The organism is Flavobacterium sp. 22659, from assembly GCF_052044235.1.
GTDB classification, from domain to species: domain Bacteria; phylum Bacteroidota; class Bacteroidia; order Flavobacteriales; family Flavobacteriaceae; genus Flavobacterium; species Flavobacterium johnsoniae.
Genome location: NZ_JBQEMU010000022.1, coordinates 76,022 through 100,335 on the forward strand (window position 1 = coordinate 76,022; position 24,314 = coordinate 100,335).

16 protein-coding genes are annotated in these 24,314 nt (G+C 31.7%); 14 read left to right on the forward strand and 2 right to left on the reverse strand.

Features of this window, described 5'->3' with window-relative positions; all coding sequences use genetic code 11:
- Window positions 1–14: 14 nt before the first annotated feature.
- Window positions 15–1,160, reverse strand: coding sequence for a peptidogalycan biosysnthesis protein (locus tag ACTJIW_RS19385; RefSeq protein WP_440714392.1), 1,146 nt, complete (start codon window positions 1,158–1,160; stop codon window positions 15–17).
- A 118-nt stretch (window positions 1,161–1,278) separates the two neighbouring features.
- On the reverse strand, window positions 1,279–1,767 hold the full coding sequence (locus ACTJIW_RS19390) for a DUF1761 domain-containing protein (protein WP_012023940.1): 489 nt from the start codon (window positions 1,765–1,767) through the stop codon (window positions 1,279–1,281).
- Between the two features lie 184 nt (window positions 1,768–1,951).
- Here ACTJIW_RS19390 and ACTJIW_RS19395 point away from each other — a divergent pair, with 184 nt between their 5' ends.
- The 14 genes from ACTJIW_RS19395 to ACTJIW_RS19460 all read left to right on the forward strand — a co-directional run bounded on the left by ACTJIW_RS19395 (window position 1,952) and on the right by ACTJIW_RS19460 (window position 24,270).
- Complete coding sequence (locus ACTJIW_RS19395; RefSeq protein ID WP_440714391.1) at window positions 1,952–2,665, forward strand: leucine-rich repeat domain-containing protein; 714 nt, start codon at window positions 1,952–1,954, stop codon at window positions 2,663–2,665.
- Between the two features lie 244 nt (window positions 2,666–2,909).
- Complete coding sequence (locus ACTJIW_RS19400) at window positions 2,910–3,215, forward strand: hypothetical protein (protein ID WP_121362154.1); 306 nt, start codon at window positions 2,910–2,912, stop codon at window positions 3,213–3,215.
- Between the two features lie 410 nt (window positions 3,216–3,625).
- The gene (locus ACTJIW_RS19405) at window positions 3,626–5,614 is read left to right on the forward strand and encodes a fibronectin type III domain-containing protein (protein WP_440714390.1); all 1,989 of its coding nucleotides are present in this window, start codon (window positions 3,626–3,628) and stop codon (window positions 5,612–5,614) included.
- Window positions 5,615–5,618: 4 nt separating this feature from the next.
- On the forward strand, window positions 5,619–10,748 hold the full coding sequence (locus ACTJIW_RS19410; RefSeq protein WP_440714389.1) for a T9SS type A sorting domain-containing protein: 5,130 nt from the start codon (window positions 5,619–5,621) through the stop codon (window positions 10,746–10,748).
- 1 nt (window position 10,749) lies between these two features.
- Window positions 10,750–15,882 carry a hypothetical protein gene (locus tag ACTJIW_RS19415; RefSeq protein WP_440714388.1) on the forward strand — a complete coding sequence of 1,711 codons (5,133 nt, stop codon included), beginning with the start codon at window positions 10,750–10,752 and terminating at the stop codon, window positions 15,880–15,882.
- Window positions 15,879–16,400: a hypothetical protein gene (locus ACTJIW_RS19420; RefSeq protein WP_440714387.1), complete on the forward strand. Its 522-nt coding sequence runs from the start codon at window positions 15,879–15,881 to the stop codon at window positions 16,398–16,400. Before ACTJIW_RS19415 ends, ACTJIW_RS19420 begins: the two co-directional genes overlap by 4 nt.
- 76 nt (window positions 16,401–16,476) lie before the next feature.
- Window positions 16,477–17,130: a hypothetical protein gene (locus tag ACTJIW_RS19425; protein WP_440714386.1), complete on the forward strand. Its 654-nt coding sequence runs from the start codon at window positions 16,477–16,479 to the stop codon at window positions 17,128–17,130.
- Window positions 17,131–17,133: 3 nt separating this feature from the next.
- Window positions 17,134–17,541, forward strand: coding sequence for a hypothetical protein (locus ACTJIW_RS19430; RefSeq protein ID WP_440714385.1), 408 nt, complete (start codon window positions 17,134–17,136; stop codon window positions 17,539–17,541).
- Window positions 17,542–17,566: 25 nt separating this feature from the next.
- Window positions 17,567–18,028: a hypothetical protein gene (locus ACTJIW_RS19435; protein ID WP_440714384.1), complete on the forward strand. Its 462-nt coding sequence runs from the start codon at window positions 17,567–17,569 to the stop codon at window positions 18,026–18,028.
- 166 nt (window positions 18,029–18,194) lie between these two features.
- Window positions 18,195–18,458 (forward strand): hypothetical protein, encoded by a 264-nt coding sequence (locus ACTJIW_RS19440; protein ID WP_440714383.1) that lies wholly within the window; start codon window positions 18,195–18,197, stop codon window positions 18,456–18,458.
- 31 nt (window positions 18,459–18,489) lie between these two features.
- On the forward strand, window positions 18,490–19,335 hold the full coding sequence (locus tag ACTJIW_RS19445; RefSeq protein WP_440714382.1) for a hypothetical protein: 846 nt from the start codon (window positions 18,490–18,492) through the stop codon (window positions 19,333–19,335).
- 28 nt (window positions 19,336–19,363) lie between these two features.
- Window positions 19,364–20,407 (forward strand): hypothetical protein, encoded by a 1,044-nt coding sequence (locus ACTJIW_RS19450; protein ID WP_147408449.1) that lies wholly within the window; start codon window positions 19,364–19,366, stop codon window positions 20,405–20,407.
- 55 nt (window positions 20,408–20,462) lie between these two features.
- On the forward strand, window positions 20,463–21,806 hold the full coding sequence (locus ACTJIW_RS19455; protein ID WP_121362143.1) for a PKD domain-containing protein: 1,344 nt from the start codon (window positions 20,463–20,465) through the stop codon (window positions 21,804–21,806).
- 7 nt (window positions 21,807–21,813) lie between these two features.
- Window positions 21,814–24,270 (forward strand): hypothetical protein, encoded by a 2,457-nt coding sequence (locus ACTJIW_RS19460; RefSeq protein ID WP_440714381.1) that lies wholly within the window; start codon window positions 21,814–21,816, stop codon window positions 24,268–24,270.
- Window positions 24,271–24,314: the final 44 nt, after the last annotated feature.

The following is a 24,314-nucleotide window of genomic DNA, read 5'->3' on the forward strand; positions in this document are numbered from 1 at the left end:
TCAATTAAATATCTTTATTTAAACGGATTACGTTCCTGCCATTCTGTTTTAGGCTCAAGGTAATTAAAAAATCTGGCAATGTTATGATTGATCAGTGCGTTGCTGTGCGTTATTAAACCGTACATTTTTACTGGTTTTGCACCAACAGAACTTTTAATTTCAAGCGCTGTTCTGGCAAAAACAATTTCTTTAAAACCTTTTTTAATAGAATACGCAATCATGTCGTACAGCATGTTTAAATACAGCATTTTTTCGCGTTGAATACTTTCGTCATAACCTAAAAAATAAGTATCCATGATCTCTCCGTTTTTTATCAAAGTATTAAAACCAATTAGTTTTTCATCTAAAAAATAACCATACAATAAGAAATCTTCTTTCATGATTTCTTTAAAAAAACTAAAATGATTTCTTGCCAGAAAAAAGGTGTTGAAAGGCGCATTTTTAGCCACATGAAAATACAAGTCGTAAATAACATCTTCATATTTTCTAATATCACTCAAAGACATCTGCTGTTTTTCTATTCCTTCAGATTTTTTTCGGGCGCGTTTATACTGATCACGATATTTTTTTGAAAGTGCATCAATGTAGTCCTGTTCTGACTTCCAGTTTTCATTGATTTCAAAAATCATATTGGGCTGTGTCGAAAACGTATAATTGTTCTTGAATTCAGCTTGAAGCGGTTCGATTTCTTTGGCGGTAAAATCTTTTATACTGGTTATATGAACTTTTTTACCGCTTGCTTTTAAATCTTTTTTGAGTTGATTAATGGCTTTATGAAGCGTTTTGACAGCTTTTGATTCTTTTATATTTTTATCAAAAATGAAAGCATTTTGACCAGTAAGCATATTGTTTCCTATGAATAAAACATGTGAAGCAAAATTTTTAAGAGCAAAATTACGGACAGAAGTTTTTAAGCATTGATCACGTTCTCCAAAAGACTCTAGTTTTTCGGCAAATAAAAATTGGGTTAAAACAATTCCAATGAGTTTTGTTTCTTCAAAAATTCCAATAAAATGACAGATCATATTTACCGGACAAGAATTTTCGAGTACTTCCAGATATTCACGTGTTAAAAAAATGTTGTCTGAGGCCAGCAAATTCCATTCTGAAGGCAGTGAAGATGTGCTGTTGTAGATTTGAAAAGAATAAGTTGTATTCAAAAGTGTGCGCTAATTTTTTCAAAATTAGATAATATTTATAATAACTGACTTTCTTTAAGTTATTATTAAGAAAAACCCGTTTGGGTTTTGTTTTCAAACGGGTTTATATATTTGTAAATTATGCAAATCCGCAGATAATACCGCCCATTAAAGTAAGCGTAACAATCCAGTATCCGGCATGAATGAAAATGTATTTCCAGGATTTTCTTTCAAACAAACCGTTGATTCCAATAATTGGTAAAGCAAAAAACAAACCTGACATAAAACCATGCAAAGCACCGTGTTTAAAAGTGCGGTAAGCCGTTCCGTAATCGGCCATAAAAGCTGCAAAAGAAGGTTTTGCATTAGCAATTAAAGGCGGACCTCCAACCATGCCTATTGCTCCAGACTGATGAATGGTTAGTGACATTAAAGTCATTGTAATCATGAGTGAGAAAATGTAAGTAAGCCCAAAAATTTTGAGCATGCTTCCTTTTTTAAGATCTTCTTCGGTAAGGTTACTTTCTCTCATCCAGATTGATCCAAAAACTTTTGGATGATACCAGGCAAAACCAACAAGTAAAGTTACAACCGCAGCGGTGAGTAATGCGTAAAAGTTAAATTCCATGATATTAGGTTTTTATAATTAGTTGTTTCAAAATTAATCAAAAAAGAAGAACAAAGATGATATTTTAAAAGAGGGAAAAATCTTATTTATTTTTTATTTATCAACACTTTATTGACATGCGATGCTTTATATCTTGTAATTATCTAATTTTGATGCAAGAAAAACATAGTCCCCAAGTCTAGTTATGAAAAGCTTTGCAACACTTTTTTTAGCATTTGTTTTTTCTCTTAATACTTTTGCAGATACTGTTTCAGATAAAGAGAAAGAGGTGCTGATAAAATTATATCACGCGACTAATGGTTTGCAGTGGAAAATTAAATGGGATTTATCGTTGCCAGTTTCAACATGGTATGGAGTTCATACTGAAAATGGAAAAGTCACAGCTTTAAATTTATCCAATAATAATCTGCAGGGAAAACTGCCTGCTGAGTTTTTTGATCTGGTAAATTTGGTAACTGTAGATTTGCATAAAAACAATTTAAAGGGAGAACTATCAGCTGAAATAGGGAAGTTGAATCAATTACAAATTCTGTGTTTGTCTGATAATGAAATTGAAGGAATACTGCCTGATTCGCTTTATAAAATTGCAACTTTAAAAGTACTTCTTTTAAACAGTAATAAATTTTCGGGTAATTTAAGTTCTGATATTATGAATTTAAGTGTTTTACAAAACCTGAGTTTATTCAACAATAATTTTGAAGGAAAGATTCCAAAAGAATTAGAAAAGTTATCTAACTTGTCTGAATTGAATCTTTCTTACAATAAATTCAAAGGTTCGGTCTCAAGAAGTTTAACTGTGCTGGATTCTTTGAATATGACAATGTTTGACGAGAATGGAAATCCATTTTTGCTGGACATAAACGAAGAAAGAAAAAATGAAAATATTACCATAAATTAATCGTGCTTATGAATGAATTTTACTCGTTGAAACAAGTTGATTAAATATATTTAGTTAATTGCGAAAAAGCCGTAGAAATACGGCTTTTTTATTTTTAATTTATCCGGACTTTAAAATATATTTTAACTTTGCATCAATAAATTTGACTTTAGTTTTAAAGCAGTCAATTTTTTTTATAACTTTAAAATTAGATTCAATTCTAAATTAAGCTGAGAACAAAATATTAACCTTTTACTCTAAAATTATGACACTACAATATCAGGGTGAACAATACGGAAAGGCAACAACATTTACACTAAGAATTATTGGAAACAACCTTTCAAAAAGCAGTTCTAATTATCAAATTGATTTATTGGTTGGAGATAAAAAACTGCCAACGTTTACAAGTGAAATTCACCAAAGTCTTTCAAACTGTTTAAAAGAAATTTATTTATTTAGAAAACATAACGGAATAAAATTTGACGAATCATCAGAGAAAATTGTTTCTCTTTATGTTCCTTATGATAAGGTTTTATTTAACTACAATAAATATGCTTTGTTTAGAGCGTAGCTGAAAATCTAAAAATATTTAAGATGACCGTTCTTGTTAAGGACGGTTTTTTTGTGTCTGCATTTTAATTTTGAGAAGTATTTTCAGTTTTTTGTTAAATATGGTTATTGTAATAAAATTAGGATCAATTTTTAATTTTTTTTGACTCTTAAATTGTTTGATTTTTCTTATTTTTTATTGTTATATAAATGAATTTTCTTACCTGTAGAAAATAGCTGAACCCTTGTTGCTTATGGTCTGGCAATTTTTTTTTTTATTGTGTGAATTATCTTTATTAATTTATATAAAATATTATTTTTGCTTTTTTTAACATGGAAATAATTACATCCTAAATGTCCCTAAATAAGTTTCTTTTTTTCTTTTTATTATTTATATCAATATCATATTCGCAGACTAAACGCGCTGCTGTTATGGTTAATGCCAGAGCACAAAAAGATAAAATCTTAATTCGCTGGGCTGTTAATTCTCCAGCCGAATGGCAGAAAGCAAATAAAAAAGGATTTATAATTACCAGAAGTACAGTTTTAAGAGATGGTAATGTCTTGTCTAAGCCAGAAAAAACACTTCTTACCCCAAAACCGTTAACCCCGGAACCTTTAGATTCCTGGATGGATGTTGTTCAAAAAGATAACAATGCGGCGATTATTGCACAATCTATTTACGGAGAAAGTTTTGAAGTAACTTCTGCTAAAGAAGGCGATTTGGCAAAAATAGTAAACATGGCAGACGAATTGAATCAGCGATATACATTTGCTTTGTATGCTGCAGATATGAGTTTTGAAGGCGCAATAAAAGCAGGCTGGGGATATGTAGATACAAACGTAAAAAAGAATGAAGTATATGCTTATCAGGTAACCGTTTTTGAAAGTCCGCAGGTTAAAGAGTCTTCTTATATGATAGGTTTAAAAGATTATAGTGTTCTTCCTGCTCCAACTGATTTTATTGCTGTTCCTGATGATAAAAAAGTATTGCTTTCATGGGATTATGAAACCTTTAAAAGAATTTATACTTCATTCATGGTCGAGAAATCTTCGGATGGAATAAATTTTAGTCCAATATCAAATACAGCACTTGTTAATTTAAACGATAAAGATGATCATCCATCTAAAAATATGTATTATGTTGATACACTTAGCGTAAATGATAAAGTTTATCATTATCGTTTATACGGAATCACTTCATTTGGAGAAAAAGGAGAACTAACAAAACCAATTACAGTAACAGGAGTTGCAGCGATAGTTACTCCAGCCAGATTAGTAGATTATAACATTATAAATTCAAACGAAGTTAATCTGGAATGGGATTATCCAAAAGAGTCAGAAAGATTTATTCAGGGTTATGAAATTAATTTAGCGAATAATGATAAAGGACCTTACAAGGTTGTTTCTAAAATTATTCCGCCTGCTGAAAGAAAACTCAACTTTAAAGATAACTTATATCCGTCTAACTATTTTACAATTTCTGTCGTTGGGAAAAATAATCAGAGATTAACTTCTCAAAGTATGCTTGTACAGCCTGTAGATTCTATCCCGCCCGCTAAACCTATTGGACTGGAAGGAGTCATTGATAGTCTTGGAACGGTTCGATTAAAATGGAAACCTAATACCGAAAAAGATTTGCGAGGATATCGAATTTTAAAGGCAAATAATGCAGGCGAGGAATTTGTAGATATTTATCATCAATCTTACGTTGGTACAGAGTACAAAGACAGTGTGAGTTTAAAAATGACTAACAGCAAAGTATACTATAGAATTGCAGCCGAAGATATGCGTTATAATATCTCTGACCCTTCTGATATTCTTGTTTTGGATAAACCAGATAAAATTCCGCCGGCAGCGCCTATTTTTAAAGATTATGAGAATAAAGATGGAAAAGTACATTTAAAATGGATACGAAGCTATAGCGAAGATGTGGTAAGTTATAGTTTAAGAAGAAGGGAAAAAGGTCAGGAAAAATGGCTGGAGATCAAGCAGATAAACGATACTATTCAGGAATTTACAGATGACCGTGTTGAGAATAGAAAAACCTATCAATATGCAATTTTGGCTAAGGATAAAAGTAATCTTTGGTCATCGCTGGATCATTCTACAGTAACAGTCAGTGTATTAAATTTTACACCAGTAAAAATAATTACATTCCTACAGGGAACAGCAGACAGGGAAAATAAAAAAATAGTTCTTTCTTGGGATTATGCTAAAAATAAAAGCAAAGTAACAGGACTAAGTATTTATAAAAATGTAAAAGGAACTCCACCAACTTTATGGAGAGAATTAAACGGCAATATTTTTACATTGGAAGATAAAAATTTAAAAATTAATCAGGAATACGAGTATCATTTAATTCCAAATCTGGAGAGTGATAGTCCGGCAAAAGCAGAGACTTTAACCGTTATATATTAAGCCTATGAAGAAATTTTACTTATTAGTTATTTTATTGATTTCAGTATTTGGGTTTTCACAAACTGTTGGTACATATTCGGTTATCGCGAAATTGTATATTAAACCAGGAGGCGGAAGCTATGGAGGGAGCTGTAGAAATGATGTTAGAGTTAATTTAATTTACAATGATGGTCCAAGGCAGATAATAAGTCAGGATTTAAGCTCTATTCCTTCTAACAGCTATACTTTTTATACCAATACACTTCATGTACTCGCTACAAGTATACCAACAAAAATTCGAGTTACTTCTTCAAGAAACTGGAAAAGAAGTCTGGGAGGCTGTGGAGGTAACGGTTCATTTAATGATGATGCAAAAGAGAGTACAGCAGCTTTTTCATGTTTAACGTCTTATAATGATATTGTTAGATGGTGGGAAGACCAGCTGACAATTGAGAATATTCCTGAATTGAAAGTTATTCAAGGGGCTGATAATGCTCTGCCGACAGATACACCTATTACAATATATTCTAATACAGGTTTTGCACGATCTGAATACAATTGGCAGTATACTTTAAATCCAACTTCAAATCCTAACGATTGGATTGATTTTCCGGCAGGGCTAAATGGTTCGGATAAGGTTACAATAAGCGCTAAATCTCTTTTGGCTGATGCTGGAAAATATCACGGACAGACTATTTATTTTAGACAAAAAGCATGTAATACTTATTCGCCTCCTGTTAACTATATTATTAGACAATCGGCTCCTTTAATGAGTTCAGTACCAGCAGTTGAAACCACTTGTTTTGATTCTGCAGATGGTAAATTGGTTGTTAAGTTTGACAGACCTTTGATTGATAAAGAAAAATTTACTTTTTCTATTATGCAATTAGATGAAAAAGGAGTTCCTATGGAAGTTCTTTGTTCATCACAAGATGATGAAAATATTGTTTTGGATAATACTAACAGCTATAAATTTCCCTGTGATTTTGCTGCTGGAAAATATGCACTTAGTTTTATTGGTTCCATAAACGGAAATAATACCAATCCTCCAATTGATCCACAACATCCTTATATTTTTGATGTTACTTCGCCCACACCCGTAGATTTTAGTTTAACCCCAACAAACGTTAATTGTTATGGCAGTAAAGATGGTACATTAACAATTAATGCATCTGGAGGTAGTAGAGAAGGATACCAATATTCATTAGACAATGGTAATTCCTGGATTCCTTTTACAGACGTGAAAAGTACAAAAGAAGTTTTAACAGGTTTATTTCCAGTTGTAAAACCGTCAATAACTTATAGTGTAATAGTTAAAGACAAGAAAGGCTGTATAGCAAAACAAGGTGCTAATACAAAAGTTTTGACCGAAACCATATCAGAACCTTTATCACCGTTAGCTTTAAATTATACTTTTAAGAAAAATCCAACTTTTTATGGAGCAGAAAACGGTATAATAACAGCATCAGTATCTGGAGGTACAATAAAGGATGATAATTCGTATGATTTTGTATGGAAAAATAGTAAAGGCGATATATTAACTGCCACAGGTCAATATAACTCAACAGATAAAACTTATAATATTACATTAGAAAATATTCCTGAGGGTGAATACAAGTTAACTGTTACTGATAAAAATTATGGAAAGGCTTCTAATAAAACAGGCTGTTCTGTTATTGAAGCATCAGAGAGTTTAACTCAGCCTAAACAAATAAAAATTACATTAACAGAAACACAATCTATTTCATGTAATACAGAAAATCTAGAAACAGATGCTGATAAATTTTCGGATGGAATTTTGACAGCAGCTGTTAAGGGAGGAATTCAATTCGAAAAAACAAAAAATGGAGGTTTACCCTATATATATACTTGGTCGAAGAAACTGGCAGATGGTACATGGGAGGTGATGAGTGAAGTTAAAGATTCAGTTGCAATAAATCTTCCAAAAGGTACTTATGCTGTAAATGTTGAGGATGCTAATGGGATAAAACAAGGAGAATACAGCACTACAGATATAATAAAAGAAATTCCTGAGGTAGAAGAAATTTCAGAGCCTGCAAAACTTGTGTTATCGTTTGATTCTGAAAATGTATCTTGTTATGAAGGTAATAATGGATGGGCAGTTGTTAATGTTACTGGAGGAACTCTTATTGAAAAAAACGGTATTAAAGATTATAAATACTCATGGTATAATAGAGGAAATAAAGTAGCAGATACACAAAAAATATCTCAATTAATTGAAGGGACATATTACATTGAAATCGAAGATTCAAAAGGCTGTATTATAAAAAATAGCATTACAATTACGCAGCCTTCAGGGCGAGTTGAAATAAATTATCCTACAATAGATACTCCTACTTTTGCAGGAGCAAGCAATGGAAAAATTGTAGCCGAGATTACAGGAGGTACGGCATTTGATCCTGCATTAAATGATGGAAGGTTATACGATTACGAATGGAAAAATTCGGCTGGAGTGGTGCAAAACCCAACTGCCGAAGTAGTAAATGGAGTTTATACAATCACTTTAAGCAATGTACCTGCAGATTCTTATTTTTTAACAATAAAAGATAAAAATTACAATCAGGCGACAAGTCAAACAACTAATTGTTCTGTAATAGAATCTGAAATAAAGCTGACACAGCCAGATCCTTTAAAAGTTGTTTTTGAAGTCATTCAAACTATTTCTTGTAATGCAGGAAATGAATATGGAGATAAAACAGATACGACTCCAAATGATGGACAGCGTGATGAATCGCAGGATGGAATTTTGAAAGCACATGTTACGGGAGGAACTCCGCTTGCATCAAATAAAAATGGAGGACTTCCGTATTACTTTTATTGGAAGAAACAGCAAGATGATGGAACCTGGAAAGATTTAGGTGTACAAGATTCAATTATCTCAAACCTTTCTTATGGGAATTATGCTCTTAATGTCAAAGATAGAAATGATGTTATTTTAGGTACTTATACAAATGGAAATTGGATTGCAAAAGATTCTATTCAGTTTATGGACCAGCCTCCAGTATTATCAGTAAAAATTGAAAAGGGAGATGTTTTTTGTAATGGAGGAAATGACGGATGGGCAACTGCAACTGCAGAAGGAGGAAGCGGATATTATACGTACAAATGGTCTAATGAATTTGAATCGGATAAAAATACCATTTTAAAAACGGGAACTTATTGGGTAATTGTTACAGATAAAAGAGGCTGTACTGCTTATGCGGAGGTTTTTATTAATGAACCTAAAAAACCGCTGGCTATAAAGTATAAAGATGTTGTTAACCCAAGTTTTTACAAAGCAACAAATGGAAAAATTGTAGTAGAAGTTACAGGTGGAACTATTGCGGCAGATAATACTTATTGGTTTGAATGGAAAAATAGTAAAGGAGTAATACAAACTACAACAACGACGAGCTTTGTAAATGACATTTATACCATTTCTTTAAACGGACTTGGAGAAGAAATTTATACTCTGACTGTTCGTGATGCTAATTACAATGCAGCAACAAATAAAACAAGCTGTACAGTAGCAAATTCAGTAACAGAATTAGATGATCCGGATCCGCTTGAAGTTACTTTTGAAGTTATCCGTACTATTTCTTGTAATGTAAGTAATGAATTTGGAAATGAGACAGATGCCAATCCTTTAGATAATCAAAGAGATGAATCTCAGGATGGAATTTTAAAAGCTCATGTAAAAGGAGGAATTCAGTTACCTGTAAATAAAAATAACGGATTACCATATTATTATACTTGGAAGAAAAAACAAAAAGACGGTTCATGGACTCTTTGGAATAATACAGGAGATACGGCAGAATATCTTTCAGAAGGAACCTATGCATTGAATATTGAAGATGCCAACGGAATTAAACTGGGAACTTACGTTAATAATGTTTTAGTTGAAGAAAAAGATGCCGAAAAATATATTCCGCAGCCAGATCCATTAAAATTAAGCTTTACCAAGTTTGATGTTGGTTGTACAACTGGTGATGACGGCTGGGCAGAAGCACACGTAACAGGTGGAACGCCGCCTTATACGTATGAATGGACAAACGGTGAAACAACATCAAAAATAGAAAATATCACTACAAATAATTATTTTGTAATAGTAAAAGATGATAAAGGATGTGTGGTTCAGGGAAGTATTTTTGTGGGTGATCCTAACGGAATATTGACTACAGAAACGGTTAAAGATCCTATTTGTTATCAAGGAAATGATGGATCTATCGAACTCAATGTTACAGGAGGAAACCTGCCTTATACTTATTTGTGGAATACAGGAGCAGTTACCAAAGATTTAAATAATCTTACCGCAGGAAATTATGAGGTTACAATTACCTGTCCTGATTGTTGTGTTTACAAGAAAAGATTTGTTTTAAAAGATCCACAACCGGTTATTGTAAATATTGGGGCAGACAGGACTTTGTGTATTGACCAAAGTTTAGATTTAAATGCATCAATTGCTGATCCAAAAGCTCAATACAGCTGGACATCTACAAACGGATTTACTTCAAATGAAGCAAAAATCAACGTGTCAAAAGCCGGAACTTATCGTGTAAAAGTAACTTCAGGTTTGGGTTGTATTGGTGAAGATGAAATTGTAATCAAGACAAGTCAAATGGCAATCAGCGCAGAGTTTTTATTGAGCTCTCAAGCCTATTTAGACGAAGAAGTAATTTTAGTTAATACCAGTAACCCTTTTGGAGAAAGTACAGACTGGGTAATTCCTAAAGGAGTTAAAATTGTAGAACAGAAGGAAAAATTTATAACATTAAAATTTGATGCTGCAGGAGTATATTCAATTGGCTTACAGCAGACACAGGGAGAATGTTATGCGGTATATACCAAGAATATTACAGTTGAAAAGCGAGGAACATTACCAAATACAGGAACAACATCACAATTTGTTCTGGATTTTATAGTTACTCCAAATCCAAGTGACGGTAATTTTAAAGCAATCGTGAATTTAGAAAATAATAGTGCCATAAACTTAAGACTCTTCTCATCTGCAGGGCAGAATACAATGATTCAAAAACAGGAATCAGGAAAGAAAAAATATGAAGTAGATTTTAATACCTCATTATCATCTGGAATTTATGTTTTAGTATTAGAGACGGGACAGCAAACATTGGTTAAAAAAATTATCATCTATTAAAATGAAGAACCTTTTCAATAGCATATACTTATTTGTTGTATTCCTGTTTTTTAATGTAACAGGATATGCACAATTATATCCAGTTCAGTTAACACCAGTTTTTAATAGCCCGTACAGCGTCAAAATATCTGATTATGCCACAAGCATGGATACTAAGATGCAATTATTGATTAACCCTACAGATATTTCTATATCGCAGAGACGAGTACGTTTAAAACTATATATACAAGGTAACGGACTAAATATCCAAACTTCTGATTACGCTCAGGAACAAAGACCTATATATATTAATGGAGGTGAATTGCAAACGTTGACCAATGTAGACATTGCATCACTTTTCAGACTGGAGAACCTGCAGGGAATTTCTCCAGCACAATATGCAAATCCTTTACCAGAAGGAATGTATAATTTTTGTTTTGAGATGTATGATTTTGTAACCAATCAAAAAATATCTCAAAAAAGCTGTGCCAGTTTGTATCTGATATTAAATGATCCGCCAATATTAAATACACCGCAGAAAAACGAACAAATTGCTTCGACGGAGTTTCCTAATATTTTATTTACATGGACACCACGTCAGATCAATGCAACAAATGTGTCGTATAAATTTGAGCTTAAACAGCTTTTCGATCCGTCATTAGATCCTCAGATTGGGTTTCAAATGTCACCGACTTTATATGAAGAAACTTTATTTGGGACTGCATTATTATATAATTTAAGTATGCCAATCCTTACTCCCGGACTGCGTTATGCATGGAGAGTAAGAGCTATTTCTACGACAGGACTTTCAGAGAATGCTATTTTTAAAAATGACGGATATAGTGAAATATACTCCTTTAAATATACTGCTTCCTGTGCCGCACCAACATTTTTGTTAAGCGAAGCACAAAGTTCCAAAAGTGTAAAAATTACCTGGGAAGGAATACCAGAACATACACGTTATCAAGTACAGTATAAAAAGCAAGACGTTCGTAATGCCCAGTGGTTTTCGTCAAATAGTTTAAACAGACAAAGTTTAATTACCAATTTAGAACCGGGAGTTACTTATCAGTTTAGAGTAGGTTCAAGTTGCGATCCTGCCGAAGATGGAGTGCAGTCGTTTACTTACTCCAATATAAGCACTTTTACAACGCCAACAGAAACCAGCGGTGTTCCTGCTTATAATTGCGGTATTGTACCACAAATAAATATTCAGAATCAAAAACCACTTACGAATTTAATTCAGAGTGAAACATTTAAGGCTGGCGATTTCCCTGTAACTATTTTAGAACTGCAAGGACAAAACAGTCCATATTCAGGAAGAGGATATATTATTGTACCTTATTTAGCCGATACTAAAATTGCAGTTGAGTTTAAAGACATTGTTATCAATACCGATTACCAATTAATAAGCGGTATTGTAGAGACAAGTTATAATGCTGATTGGAAGAATATTACAGATGTTGAAGATTTCACTGGTGAAGGTCAGGGAGGACAAATCGAAGAAACTGTTCCGTTTGAAGTAAAAGACATCGTAATCAATGCCAATGGAGATATTCTTGTAAATGGTAAAGACGGCCAGCAAATAACTATTCCAGGCGGAAAAGATACTGTAATTACAGACAGCAAAGGAAATATTTATACCGTAGATAAAGATGGAAACGGCAGCAATGAACCTGCAATAGCAGCGGCAGGAGGAAAACCTACTCCTGAAAATACAGATGGAGTAGATAAAAGTGGTCAAGCGACAGCCTTTACTGCCAAAGGAATTTCGATTGCTTTTTCTGGAAACGGAAGTAAATATGCTTTTGATGTAATGCCTGAAAATGCATCTGCTGCTTTAAAGAAAATATATGCCAAAGCTGGAGATAATGTACTGCCTTATAAAGCAGTATTAAATGGCGATTCCGATACAATGCTGGCTACAGTAACCCTTACAGATGCCAAAATAAATCTGGATAGCATTGTTTTTAAAACGCAGAATGGAGCTAAAATCGATTTTACAAGAAAAGAAAAAATATTCTATCTTACTGTAAAAGGAAATCTGAGTTACGCAGAAGAACAGATATTAGCAACTATAAAACAAGGTAAAAAATGGCAGGTTATTGGCGCATTTATGCTAGTGCATATTTCACCAAAAGATGTCAATGTAGCATTGGTGCCTACAGATGGTAATTCTCAAAAAAAGCTTGATGATATTATTACCAAGACTCAGGAGATTTACAGTAAAGTTGGGGTTAAAATCAACTTTAAAAAAGAAGGTGCTCTGAATATTGACAACGTTGTTTCAGGAAATACAATTCAAACAGAAAAAAACACCCTTACTTCAACTTATAGTACAGACCAACAAGCTATAAATGACTTGTATCAAAGTACGGATAATAGTTATGTGCTTTTTGTAACAGATAAAACTTCCAGTACAGGACAACAGGGTTATATGCGTTTGAATGGTCAGTTTGGTTATGTATTTAATTCAGGGCTGTCAAAAACTCCTGCACATGAACTAGGTCACGGAATTTTTAAACTCGAGCATCCTTTTGAGCAGTACAAAACAACAGATTCTAGTACTGATTTCTTAATGGATTATAGCTCGGGAACAGTTTTAAACCATCAAGATTGGAAACAGATTAATGATCCTGCGTTTAAGTTGTATGCCTTTCAGAGTCAGAGTAGTGGGGAGCTTAATAAATTTGCCCATTTAGCATTAACACCAAGTGGAGTTCTTATAGATGAGTTTTATTTTAATAATGAGAGAATAGTAGTTTCAGTCGCAATTGCGAAAAATTATATTATTAAAACCATTAAATATAATGATAAATATTATGAATGGGATATAAATGCAAAAGTATTCATTAATGGTACTGAAAAGATTGTAGCGAAAAAAGTTTCTAAAACGATTAATGATAAAGTTAATTTATTCAGATCTAGAGGAGATGGATGTGACTATGATTATGTATTAGTTGAATGGAATGCTGAAGATGAAAAGGTTAAAGATGTTAACGCACGAGTTTTAGAAAAAATAAAAAATATTACTGAAAGCGATTGGAAGCTTTCTCCTTTTGACATTAAAGACGGCTCTTGTTATAATAATTTTACACAAGAATTATTGTCAAGAGATCTAAGAGATTGTTCATCTTCTGAAATGAAAGATGGAATTGCAGAATTAAGAGAGGTAATGAAATTAACAGACGGAGAGAAAGTTGCGACCTCTGTTAATAATGCTTGTATGTCAGCTATTAGAAACTTAGCTTACACAGAAATTGAAAGCCTTATCAATACAATTTCAACGCAGTCAGCGTTAAAGGAACGTTCTGAATTGGCGATTTTGCGCTTAATGAGTGCTATTAGAACGGATAACTATACCAACTTTTATGCATTTTTAGAGAAGGACACTAATAAGGTTTTAAAAAAGCTTATAGGAGAAATAGATGATGCTTCTGTTTACTTTTTAACTGATAAGAAAAACTATACAAATTTTATAGGGGCTTTAGTAACAATGTTTAATCAGGCTCCAAAATCTATAGAGAACAGATGGCCTAAGGAAACAGATGATTTTGCAAAAAGAGTAATAAATCTACAAGGAATAGATTATAGTAGTGATACATCATCATTAATTAGTCCAGTATTTACCTCTAAATACAATGAGGGAGTATATAATGAAAGTACAGGAAACGTCACGTTGAATGATAGGTATATTACTTATTTCTATAAGGCATTTGATACTAAAGGTAGTGGAGTAAATAAAGAAGAACATATTGAAATTATAGAAGAAGTTTCTCCTTTGACTCCAATTATAATAGTACCACAACAAGGAAAACTACCTTTGATAGCAACAGCTTTAGGAGATAATGATTTAGGAAATAACCATTATATTGTTCCAGCAATTTTCTTAAAATACCAAGATGATAAAGTAAGGAATGATTATATAGAGAAAGGTATAGTGACCACACTAGATGTGGCTACTATTTATTTTAGCGGTGGTACCCTATTGGCTACTAAAGTGACTTGGGTGCGTCGAGCTTGGGCACTAGGAGAAGTGGCAGGTGCAGTTGGTAATATTGGAATAAATACTCAAACAATAGATCCTGAAAGTTTTTTAGGAAAAGCTGTTACGGCTTATAATCTTGGTATGGCTGTTATTGGAATAAAGAGTATCGCTGTAGGTGGTTACAAATTTGTATCGAAATTGCCAGCAACTACTAAAGCCATTCTACAACAAAATAAAAGCATTAAGGTTCTGTTGCTTGCTCACTATACACAATGGAAAAGTTTAATAACCAAGATAGATAAAATATCATCTGAAGAAAGAAAATTAATCGCAGATCAAGAAGAAGTCTGGAGAGTGCTTGGGTTTATTGATGAGGTAGGTGACATGGTCTATAAAAATGTGAAATTTAAAGATTTTGTAAATTCCGTGAATGATTTTGCAGGTGGGGCTAAACCAGAAATTGCAGAACAAGCATATAAATTATGGGGTGAGAATAAATGGGACGAACTTTATGATCTATTTAAAACGAATGATCTTAATCATTATAATGGAATTAATTGGCCACCATATAGTGGGTTTTCTAAAATAAAGCAGATTATTAGTGGGAAAAATTATAAGTTTAGAATTGATAGATTTCAAAAAGAATCAAGTTTGGGAGGAGGATTTGGAAGTCCTATTTTAAAAAATTCTGCAGGAGTAGATGATTTAGTTTACACTTATGATTCAAGGATGTTGAGTAATGATATTAGCGAAGGAAGTTATTATTTTGTTTTTGAAATGAGTGATAAAGCTGCCGATGTAGATCTTAAAATAGGCGATGTAGCACCATGGTTTAAAAAGGAAGCAAATTTAGCAGGAGAACAAATAGAATTTTCTAAAAAACTGCATAGTATGAGTGCCGACTATTTCAAAAATTTAGAAGCTAAAATATATTTAAATGGCAAGTGGAGAAACTGCGTTGTAGAAGGAAAAGAGGTAGTAACCGATTTGCAAACAGCGTTTAATAAATTACCTTTAGATGTTTCAGATGATATAGTAGATTACATAAATGCATCTTCTAAGATACTTTCGGATTTTAAAGATGCTCAGAAAGCTGGGAAATTAGATGAAATGATAGAAGCTTTCGAGATTTTTAGAAAAAATAATATTAAAAAACCATGTTTATGAAATTAGATAGTCAACACTTTTATAAAGCTTTAAAAAGTAATACAGAACTTACAGCAACAGAATTAGAAGAACTTAATTATGGTCGAATGTTTTGGAAATTCGATTTTTTTGTAAATAATGAAAAAATCGATATTCCATTGTTGCAATGTGAATTTGAAGGACTTTTTGTAAATCTGGATCATTTTAAAATGGAATCAGAAAATGGAATATATATTTACATTCCAAAATATAATCCCATAGTTTACAATGTAGAATCTAAAGAATTTAAAGAATATAAATCTCCTATTGAACCGAGGAATAATGATTTTGTGAGAAATTATTTTTTTGATAATAATTTGATTATTCTTCATGAAAGAAGTATTTATAAAATCAATTTGGAGACAGGTGATATTGCACACATTTCATTCGAATTCGGAAGTGTTCTGTTGAATGATATTTATTTTTTAGATGGAAAATATGTACTAAAGTTTAAGAATTTGAGCAATTACGAAGATGAGGAAAAAGAAATTAAATTGTAGTATGATGAAAAAAATTGTAATTCTATTTTTTGTATTGCATTCGTGCTTTTCTTATTCACAATGCCTTAAGTTTTTGATGGAAGATTTAGCAATAAATGGTAAAGAATTTAAAGCGCTCGTTAATGAAAATTCAGGTTTTAAGGCTTGGCAAGTTTTAGCAGAACATGCTCCATCGCTTCGTACAGATTTGAATGAGTTAAATTTAGTGTCTAAAAATTTAGAAGCTATTGAAAAAGCTGGAGGTTATACAAAATGGAAAGGATTGCAAAGTGGTGGAAAGATCGAAAAACTATGGACAAAAATAGATGAACACGATGGTGATTTTCATGGAAACCATGCGACTTATTATGATGTTAATGTTACATATCAAGTTTATAGAGAACAAGTGGGAGTGGCCTTTTCTAACAATAATATCTTAGAGTTTCATTTAAATATTCCTGAAAAATTGCAAGGACAAGGAATCGGTTCGGTTATATTTAAACAGGCAATTGAAGATTATGCTCCATCAAAAGTAAAGGGATGGTGGAAATCATCAGATATTTATACGGGAAATGAATCGATAAATCTTACCATTTTTAAGCAAAAGCTAAAAGACGGACTATCTCCCGAACTTGCTGTTTTTGAAACTCCAACAGGCAAAATTCTTAAAGCAAATAATTTTGATGGAACTGTTGAAATAATAAAAAACACACCAAATGAAGTTATTATCTATTTTAACCCTAAAATGTAAATAATGAAGTTCTTTTATATATTAAATAATAAAAATGAGGCTGTAGAATTTGGAAAAATAACATCTGAAAGATATGCGATATTAAAAAAAATTAGTTCAGTTTTTGATGATCAGAAAGTCCATCAATTAATAGATTTCAGTGTTTATCAAATTGAGAAGTTATTGGAAGAATTACTTAAAGAAAGAAATTTTAGACACTCAGAGGGTTCAGAGAATAATAAATTTCATCAAGAGATTAACCTTTTTATAACTAAAACCTATAAAGAGAAAGAATTATTGCTTTGCCAAACAGGGTTTGATAATAAAATTATATTCTTAATCAATATAGTTAATGCTTTATTGAAGAATGAAGGTCCATATTATTTATTATTTACAGAAAATCACAGAGATTTTAGAGAATGGCAAAATTAAATGATTCAGATAACTCAATGTGGTAATGAAAGAATTATTAAAACAATTAGAAATTACAAATTCGACGGATAAAAAGGTCGAAATTGAAACCTTATTAAGTAAAGCGTATACTAGCATCTGTAATTTAAGAAAGCAAACATTAGCTAAAACTTTAACCCTTGAATCTATTGAAGAAATAGAATTTTTTTTTCAGAATAATGAATTGAATATTGAAATGCTAAATTTTGAAAATAGATACTTTTTAAAATATGTAAAGTGTTTGAGTTTGTTTTGGGAAAGTTACACTTACTATGGGGAAGGACAAAGAAGTAAAGGGAAATTTGATTTGTTTAAATCACTAAAAGAGAATGATTTGGTTTTGAATATTCACCATTCAGAAAGTGATTGTGCAAAGGTTTTACGAAAAATGGAAAATTATTGGATGGCATCAAATCAAATTTACACTAAGTACAAAATTGATTTAATAAATAAAGAATATATCCGATAGTATTTGGGAATAGTATATTTAGATAAGAAGTGAAATTTCAGAAAAATTATAAGAGTATATTATTGTTACAATTTGATTAAGAGGTAAAAGTGAAGACATTGATAGGCAATGAAAAGAATGCAGATGGTTCATATAAATATGTTACATCAGTAAAATTCGTAAAATAATGTTTGAAGTATATGTAAGTAAGCAGAATAATGATCAAGTAAAAAGATTTATCATACCTAAAAATAAAGGATATAATATTTCTACTTGGATCTTAATAACTATTAAAGGGAATAAAGAATTCATTATGGAAAGATTTTTTAAAGAACTGGAAATAGTACAAGAAGAATGGGAATTAAAAACAAATTATGCTTTTCCATCAGCACTAATGAATGAGTTTTTAAGGTTGGATTTCGATGATGAAAATCTTAAAGTTCATTTATAATGTGCGATATCAATAAAGAAAGAATAACACAATGAATAATACTAAAAAAAGCTTTTTTGCTCTATTAATTATTTTAATAAGCATTCAAAGCTTCGCACAAAAAATAAAAATAGACAAACAAGAAATAAAATTAGACGATAAAACAATAGGTTTTATAGAAGGCAAAAAGCCCTTTTTTAAGATTTTAAGTTTAGACAAAAGTTATGCAGTTATAGTAGAATTAAAAAAAGCTCCAAATGAAGAGTCTTTAGTATTGCCTTGGATTGAACTGCAGGATGAAAAAACAGGAAGATATAATGAATTAGAATTCAAAAGCAGAAAATTCAGCGCTTTCAATTATGACCGAAGCGTTGTGTATGAGCTATTCGACAGAAATTATATCAATACAGAAGGTTTAAATAAAACAGCCTTTGAAAATTTTATCAATGGAGAATTAACTGGTATTTCTGCCAAAAGATATGGAGTTCAGGATCAAATAGAAAACGCAGAAAATATTGCAGACACATATAAAATAGGAATTGATGACTTTGGTGTTATTTATAGCATAAAAGCACAAAATCCGGATCCGGAAGATAAAAGAATTGGATTTATAAGAATGATTTCACCTTCTTCAAACGGAGACTTAAAATATGAAGTTATAGACCTTGATAATAATTTAATAGCGACATGGTTTGCCAGAGGCGGCACATTCAGCGGATATGAAAAATTATTAAATCAAGAAGTGATTACATTCAACGGAAAAGTGTTTAAAGCAGCTTTTGAAAATAGAGGAAACCCAGTAGGTTATAAAATGAGTAATGATATTACTGCAATGAATATCGTAAGAGTTTTGGTTGGCAATGGTAATAATTTAGGAAGTCACCTTAAACGCAATTAAATAACGAATTAATATAATAATGATAAAAATGAAGAAAATTATTTTAGCAGCAACAGCATTACAGTTTTTGTTGATTTTAAATAGCTGTTCAGGTTCCGATAGTGAACCAGCAGTAACTCCAGAAGAAAAAGGAGAAATAAAAGCAGATTATATTTCAAATGGTTTTATTAATGATTTTGTTATTAATGCCGACAATACGGTTTATACAATAGGACAGAATCAGAACGATAAAGGAGGAATCTTTACAAGTTTAAAAAAGGTTGGTCTTGACGGGAAAGAAACTACACTTAATTATCTTGATTTAGGAACTTATAATTTCGCTAAACTTGCCTTAACAAATAACGGAGATGTTCTACTGGTTGCAAAAGGTAATGACAGCCCGGATCAGGATAAAATAATGCGTTTTGAAAATAACTTTTCAGAGTTAAAAGCATTTTATACCATGAAACCAATAAGCTCTCCATTTGCCAGTAAAATCAATCTTTTTAGTATCTGTAATAATAACGATAACACCTATTTTGTTTTTGATTATAACGCAAAAAATATAAAACGAGTTTTGCCAGATTTAAATGGTGACGTGTTTGTTGCAGGTTCAGGTAAAAGTGAAATAAAAGATGGAGCAGGATTAGATGCAAGTTTTAATACTGTAACAAAAATAATTAGTATGAACAGTATTTTGTATTTAATTGATGATGTTTATGATCCAAGTACGGGAACTTACAAAAATTCTGCAATTAGAAAATTAGAATATGTGAATAATGAGTGGAAAGTAACAACTCTAGTTTCGGCAGCAAATGGCGATCATTTTTCTGATATTACTTTTGATACAAAAAATGATTTATATGTAGTGAGTGAAGGAAAAGGAATCTTCAAATTAAATCTGCAAAATAATACTTTATCTCTTTTTAATGATGGAGAGTTAAAAATAAGAGCTGGTGGAAACAGGACAGGCACATCTTTCAAATATGTTCATATGGTTAAGTTTAAAGGAAATGATATTTATTTAATGTTCCAGAGTGAATTAGTGAAAATTTCTGATTTCCAAACAAAATTTGCCGACGCTCAAAAATAATACATCAAAAACACTGCAGTCTTTTTATTAACTGCAGTGTTTTAAAATGCACTGAATGAAAAAAACTTTACTCTTATTCTTACTTATTATTGCTGCTTCATGTTATCAGGAGACTGCTATAGCTATAGAAGGTGATTTTACGACTTCGTATGCCAATCAGGATGAATCCATACCCGTTATTATTGAAATAGATAACAAAATAACTGGTGCAGATACTTATGAATGGACATTTGAAGGAGGAAACCCTTCTGCATCAAATTCTAAAAATCCGGGCGAGATTCTGTACAATAAACAAGGCACTTATACCATTAAGTTAAAAGCTTCAAATGTAGATGGAGAGAGTAGAGAATTCACCAAAACTGTTGTAATTAAGGATGGAATCAATATTGAGTTTACTCATGAAATTGTAAAAAGCAATTATTCTCCTGTTGAGGTAATTTTGAAGAATTCTACTATTGGAGAAGGACTGACTTTTAAATGGGAATTTCAAGAAGGATCGCCCGCATCTTTCACAGGAAAAACACCTCCAAATGTGATATTTATAACTCCGGGAGAACATACTATAACGTTGACTGTTTCTAATGGTTTTGAATCTGAAAAACAAACAAAAACAATTACTGTTGATCCCTATTTAGTAAGCTTATTTACCTACGAGCCAAGTTTTGAAGATGATGATTACGAAGCTCCAGTAAAAATTATTTTCACTAATAAATCAGTTAGTGCGACAAGTTATAAATGGACTTTTGAAGGCGGTAATCCAGCCGTTTCTACAGAAGAAAATCCAATTGTTGTATTTACAAACCCAGGTACTCATGAAGTGACTTTAGAAGCTTTTAACGATAAAATAAGTCAGATTTTTAAATCAACTATTACAGTTCTTCCAGATACCAATCTGCGTACTTTAACGAACATAAAATTGGGAATCAATTCGGCGCATAACAATAATAATATTGGTGCAATGTTCTCAACAGTAACGCGTCAGGTTTATAAAGCAAACGAGATTAATGATGAGAACAGCAGTTTAATAGATATTGTTTTTCAAGGTTTAAACAGCAATTTTACTTACAATAGATTTGTATCACCGGATCAGGCAAATAACTATGGTTTTTTAGCATTAAAAAATGCACAAAGCACCATTTTTGTAAACTCTCAAAATTTATGTAACTGCGGTTTAAATTTTACTGAGTCGCAATTTGATGCCATGGTAAATGATACACCAATTAAATCATTAAACATAAGTTATACTGCTGCAGGAGCACAGGAATTCGGTTTTACTTATCCAAGAATAATTTTATTTAAAACACAAGACGGCAGAAAAGGCGCCATTAAAATTAAAGAAATGGTAAAGAACGGCACAAGTTCTTACATTTTATGTGATATCAAAGTCCAAAAACAATAACCAATAAATGAAGATAAAGAATAATAAAATCTTGTTTTGGTTATGTATTGTTTTTGCCTGTTGTTTTTGCAGGAAAGGATATGCACAGGATGTAGATTTAGAGAATTTTTATAAACCAAATTTTAAAGTAACAGGGAATATCAATGCCAATATGATGTACTATACTTCTAATATGGAAAATTCGCGTGAACCTTTTACTTACCTGTTTTCAGGAAATTTAAACGTTAGTGCTTTTAATTTTAGCGTTCCGGTCTCTTATAGTATTACCAATCAAGGGAATAATTTAGGCTACACAGCCCCATTCGATTTTAACAGATTAAGTATTATGCCCAAATACAAATGGGTAAAAGCCTATATAGGAAATGTGAGCATGACATTTTCTCCTTACACATTAAGCGGTTATCCGTTTAAAGGAGTTGGATTGGAACTTACACCAAGAAGCCCCTTTAAAATATCCTTAATGGGAGGGCAGCTGCTTAAAGCCGTTTCAGAAGAAAATGCTTTAGGAGGAGTTCCGGTATACCAGCGTTTTGGATATGGAGCAAAAGTAGGATTTGAGAAAGCCCAATACAAACTAGGCTGGATTGGTTTTTATGCAAAAGACGATGTCAACTCACTAAATATGGTAAATGACAGAGGAGTTACACCAAAAGAAAACTTTGTAAACAGTTTAATTTTCAGTACATCATTAGTCAGAAACTTAAATTTAAATGTAGAGTATGCCTTGTCTGTTTTAACAGATGACATTCGAAGTAAAACTATTTCGGGCGGAGGTCTTAGAGATAAGATTTTTTCTAGTAAAGAAACGACAAGTTTTATGAATGCCTTCAACGTTAATTTTGATTATAACATTCAAAAAAGTACAGTAGGATTAACATACGAACGCATCGATCCTAATTATAACACTTTGGGAGCGTTATATTTTAATAACGACTTAGAAAATATATCGCTGCGATTTGCCCGTCCATTTTATCAGGATAAAATTACCATTTCAACCAGTTTAGGATTTCAAAGAGACGATCTTGAAAAAGTAAAAAAACAGGATACAAAACGTGTAGTAGGATCTATTAACATGAATTACAGAGTAACAGATCAATTAAATATTACAGGTAGTTATTCTAATTTCTCAACCTATACCAATAAAAAATTAGATCAGTTTGAGCTAATAAACAATCCCAATGTAGTACCGTCAGATACGTTAGATTATAGACAGTTGTCTCAAAATGCCAATATGAATATGTCGTATGCTTTTGGAAAAAAGAGAAATCAAAATCTGAATTTTAATTACAGCATCGCTGGTCAGGCCAATGAACAGGGAGGTGTAATTCGTAAAGGTCAGGCAAGTACAGTTCAGAATTATAATTTGGCGCATACAGTTAGTTTTCTGGCAGCAAAAGTTGCTTTAAACAGTTCGCTTAATTATACCAATAATCAAGTAAGCAGAAACAATAATTCTTCGATGGGAGCTTCGGTTGGAGCTTCAAAAAAATTATTCAAAGACAAGCTGAATACCAATCTTGGGTTTCTGTACAATAACACGCAGGGAAATATGAATTCGAGTTCTGTGTTTGGAGTTAAGTTTAACAATAGTTACGTAATGCTCGAAAGACACAACTTTAGTTTAAATATTATTTCAATGTTTCGAAGCAGTACAAACACTCAAAAATTCAATGATTTAACAGCAACTCTAAATTATTCCTGTTCGCTTGATAAAATCAAACTGCCTGCTAAAAAAGAACCTAAGAAAGAAAAAGAAACAGTTTTAAACCCTGTTCTAAAAATAAATCATAAAGACAAAACTTACGAAGGCACCAGAGACGAAATTATAAAACAGCTTCAGGATATGCAGTCTGCACTTCGCCCAATGCCCAAAGAAGATTCAGATGATTTACAGCATTTACTTACGCTTACAACTTTGACTCCTGATGATCAAAGCTTCAAAGAAAAAGCATTGAATTATTTAAAAGTTTATGATTTAAATAATGACATCTTAGATAAATACAATAAATATCTTCTTGATACTGCAAAAAGTTTAAGAGAAGAAATGATTCGTAAAGACGAAGGATTTGAAAACGATTATGTTATGGCTCTTGGAAGAGTGAATAAACATAAAATGCACGGCGTAAATGAAAAAGATGTAACTGATAAAGTAAGTTATAATTCTTATTTAAAACTGGTAGAAAGAAAAAATAAAAAGTTACAGCCTTTATTAGTTCATAGGTGGATGATTAATGAAATTACGATACTTTCAAATACACCTGTAGATCAAATTCATCAAAATGATAATCTCTCAGTTTTTAATAAAGAAGAACTTGGGCATTTCTTTAAGATGATGAAAGAGAAAAAGACAGAAACAGAAACTATCGAAGAAATAAAAATAAAATTGATTCCTTTTTATCATGATTTAGCACTTAAAAATGTAAAAGATGATGAGGTTGATTTTAAATTTTTAAAGAACAATTAAAGACAAAATAAGTACTCTTAAATAAAATGAGAGTATAAAATATA

What these genes read in the sequence shown, in the direction of transcription:
- ACTJIW_RS19390 (WP_012023940.1), bottom strand. Translation starts at nt 1,767, where the DNA reads ATGGAATTTAACTTTTACGCATTACTCACCGCTGCGGTTGTAACTTTA.
- ACTJIW_RS19395 (WP_440714391.1), top strand. Translation starts at nt 1,952, where the DNA reads ATGAAAAGCTTTGCAACACTTTTTTTAGCATTTGTTTTTTCTCTTAAT.
- ACTJIW_RS19400 (WP_121362154.1), top strand. Translation starts at nt 2,910, where the DNA reads ATGACACTACAATATCAGGGTGAACAATACGGAAAGGCAACAACATTT.
- ACTJIW_RS19405 (WP_440714390.1), top strand. Translation starts at nt 3,626, where the DNA reads ATGGTTAATGCCAGAGCACAAAAAGATAAAATCTTAATTCGCTGGGCT.
- ACTJIW_RS19410 (WP_440714389.1), top strand. Translation starts at nt 5,619, where the DNA reads ATGAAGAAATTTTACTTATTAGTTATTTTATTGATTTCAGTATTTGGG.
- ACTJIW_RS19415 (WP_440714388.1), top strand. Translation starts at nt 10,750, where the DNA reads ATGAAGAACCTTTTCAATAGCATATACTTATTTGTTGTATTCCTGTTT.
- ACTJIW_RS19420 (WP_440714387.1), top strand. Translation starts at nt 15,879, where the DNA reads ATGAAATTAGATAGTCAACACTTTTATAAAGCTTTAAAAAGTAATACA.
- ACTJIW_RS19425 (WP_440714386.1), top strand. Translation starts at nt 16,477, where the DNA reads ATGGAAGATTTAGCAATAAATGGTAAAGAATTTAAAGCGCTCGTTAAT.
- ACTJIW_RS19430 (WP_440714385.1), top strand. Translation starts at nt 17,134, where the DNA reads ATGAAGTTCTTTTATATATTAAATAATAAAAATGAGGCTGTAGAATTT.
- ACTJIW_RS19435 (WP_440714384.1), top strand. Translation starts at nt 17,567, where the DNA reads ATGAAAGAATTATTAAAACAATTAGAAATTACAAATTCGACGGATAAA.
- ACTJIW_RS19440 (WP_440714383.1), top strand. Translation starts at nt 18,195, where the DNA reads ATGTTTGAAGTATATGTAAGTAAGCAGAATAATGATCAAGTAAAAAGA.
- ACTJIW_RS19445 (WP_440714382.1), top strand. Translation starts at nt 18,490, where the DNA reads ATGAATAATACTAAAAAAAGCTTTTTTGCTCTATTAATTATTTTAATA.
- ACTJIW_RS19450 (WP_147408449.1), top strand. Translation starts at nt 19,364, where the DNA reads ATGAAGAAAATTATTTTAGCAGCAACAGCATTACAGTTTTTGTTGATT.
- ACTJIW_RS19455 (WP_121362143.1), top strand. Translation starts at nt 20,463, where the DNA reads ATGAAAAAAACTTTACTCTTATTCTTACTTATTATTGCTGCTTCATGT.
- ACTJIW_RS19460 (WP_440714381.1), top strand. Translation starts at nt 21,814, where the DNA reads ATGAAGATAAAGAATAATAAAATCTTGTTTTGGTTATGTATTGTTTTT.